2 protein-coding genes and 1 pseudogene are annotated in these 2,461 nt (G+C 69.5%); 1 reads left to right on the forward strand and 2 read right to left on the reverse strand.

Features of this window, described 5'->3' with window-relative positions; all coding sequences use genetic code 11:
- Window positions 1-227 (reverse strand): annotated as a pseudogene (locus COGEMETH_RS01850) (cupin domain-containing protein); the annotation flags it as partial.
- Window positions 228-351: 124 nt separating this feature from the next.
- Window positions 352-1,689, reverse strand: coding sequence for an LLM class flavin-dependent oxidoreductase (locus COGEMETH_RS01855; protein ID WP_238180924.1), 1,338 nt, complete (start codon window positions 1,687-1,689; stop codon window positions 352-354).
- 334 nt (window positions 1,690-2,023) lie between these two features.
- Between COGEMETH_RS01855 and COGEMETH_RS25540 the strand changes: the two genes are divergently transcribed.
- On the forward strand, window positions 2,024-2,461 hold a 438-nt coding region (locus COGEMETH_RS25540; RefSeq protein ID WP_283214947.1), incomplete at its 3' end, for an ABC transporter substrate-binding protein.

Consider the following 2,461-nt stretch of genomic DNA (forward strand, 5'->3'; position numbering starts at 1 on the left):
GCGTCGGGCTCGATCGCCACGGTGCCCGCCCAGATCTTGTGGGCGCCGACGCGGGCGTGGTTGATCGCCGCCTGCCGGAACATGCCCGGCGTCTGCGCGGTGTTGGAATCGAGCCTGTCGCCGGGGATCACCCGGATGCCGTCGTGCTTCCAGCGCCCGGCACCGGCGCCCGGCGCGGCGGCGTCGTGAGACCGATCGTGCGGATGGTCGTCGTCGTGATCGTGCATCGCGCCAATCCTGGTCGTCGGCCGGTCGCCTCTCACCACAACGCGGTGTCCGGCCGGCCGGTGCCGTGGGCGCAGCGATCGGCCATGCGGCGTCGCATCATGTGGCGTCGCATCCCGGGGCCGATCATCCGGCCAGAAGCGCCGCGGCCGACGGTCGGTGGCAGGCGGGCCGCTCGAGGTCGAAATGCTCCCGCAATGTCGTGCCGGAATACGCGGTGCGGAACAGTCCGCGTTTCTGCAGGATTGGCACCACGGCGTCGACGAAGGTCTCCAGGCCATCGGGCAGCACGTCGGGCATCAGGTTGAAGCCGTCGGCGGCGCCGGCCCTGAACCAGGCCTCGATGTCGTCGGCGACCGTCTCCGGCGTGCCGACGACAATGCGGTGGCCGACGCCGCCGCCGAGCGCCCGCAGCAGTTGGCGCACGGTGAGGTTGTCCCGGCGCGCCAGAGCGACGGTTCCCTGGAACATGGTGTGGTTGGCGTTGGGCGGCAGCGGCAGCGGGTCCGGCAGGGGCTTGTCGAGGTCGAGCCGCTCCGGCGCGATCTGGAGGGTGCCGGCCAGCCGCGCGAGGCTGTATTCGATCGGCACGAGGTCCCACAATTCGTCCTGCCGGCGGCGCGCCTCGGCCTCCGTGCTGCCGATCACCGTGGCGAGGCCCGGCAGGATCACGATCGCGTTCGCCGGCCGCCCGAAGGCGGCGGCCCGGGCCCGCAGGTCGCGCGCATAGGCGACGCCGTCGGGGATGGTCTGCGACAGGGTGAAGACCGCATCCGCGGTCGCGGCTGCCAGATCGCGGCCGTCCTGCGAGCCGCCGGCCTGCACGGTGACCGGCCGCCCCTGCGGCGCGCGCGGCAGGTTCAGGGGCCCCTCGACCGCGTAATGCGGGCCGCGGTGGCGGATCGGATGCACCTTCGCGGTGTCGACGAAGCGGCCCGTCGCCTTGTCGCCGACGAAGGCGTCGTCCTCCCAGCTGTCCCAGAGCTTGTGGACGACCGCGACGAACTCGTGCGCGCGCTCGTAGCGCGTCCGGTGCTCGACGGCGGCGGCGAGTCCGAAGTTGCGGCCGGCCGCGGCATCGGCCGTCGTGACCACGTTCCACCCCGCGCGGCCGCCGCTGACGTGATCGAGGCTCGCGAAGCGGCGGGCGAGGTTGAACGGCTCGTTGTAGGTGGTCGAGGCCGTGGCGATCAGCCCGATCCGCGTCGTGGCGGCGGCGAGGCTCGCGAGCACGATAGTCGGCTCCAGGGCGTTGAGCGGCCGGTAGTCGATCCGGTCCGAGATCGACGGCGTGTCGGCCAGGAAGATCGCGTCGAACTTGCCGCGCTCGGCGATCTGCGCGACCCGCACGAAATGGCCGATGTCGATGAAGGCATCAGGCCGGCTCGCCGGCAGCCGCCAGGCCGACGGATACACGCCGGAATGCAGCAGGTTCACGTTGAGATGCAGCTGGCGTCGGCTCATCGGGAGGGTCATCCGTCGATCGCGAGGGTGAAGCCGGCGTCGGCGTCCGGCGGGGCGTGACCGGGGGAGGATCGCGTCTCCCGAAACACCCCGGCGCGAAGCTTTCGTCTCCGTGCCTACGGATCGGCGCCGTAAAGTTTCCAAAGATCTCTGCGCGATCGAAGCCTCGGCCATTCCGAGTTGATTTTGGTCTACCTAGCGTCTTAGATCGCAGTGCAACAACTATCCCGATCGAACGCCGAGATGAAGGCGAAATCTCTCCCACCCGACATTAGGGAAGATTTTGTCGCCGGCGATCGGAACGGCAGACTGCTTTCATTCCGAGCCGAGATCGATGCGAAAATTCGTTCCGTTGCTTGCGTTGGCCGTGCTCTCCACGGCCGGCCTCGTCGAGATGGCGCAATCCGCAGACGCAGAGCCCCGATCGGGCGGATCGATCACCTGGGGCGTGACGACGGAGCCGTCCTGCTTCGATCCGCATCGCTCGTCGCAGCAGGCCGCCTTCTTCGTGGCGCGCAACTACATCGACTCGCTGGTGGGCAAGCGGGCGGACGGCAGCTTCGCGCCCTGGCTCGCCAGTGCCTGGACGATCTCGCCGGACGGGACGGACTACACCTTCACCCTGCGTGAGGACGTCGTCTTCCACGACGGCGAACGGTTCGACGCGGCGGCGGTCAAGGCCAACTTCGACTTCGTCAAGAACCCCGAGAACGCGGCCAATGCCGTCGCCCTGCTCGAAGCCTTCAGCACTGCGGAGGTGGTCTCGCCGTCG

The organism is Methylobacterium trifolii (assembly GCF_022179685.1).
GTDB classification, from domain to species: Bacteria; Pseudomonadota; Alphaproteobacteria; order Rhizobiales; family Beijerinckiaceae; genus Methylobacterium; species Methylobacterium trifolii.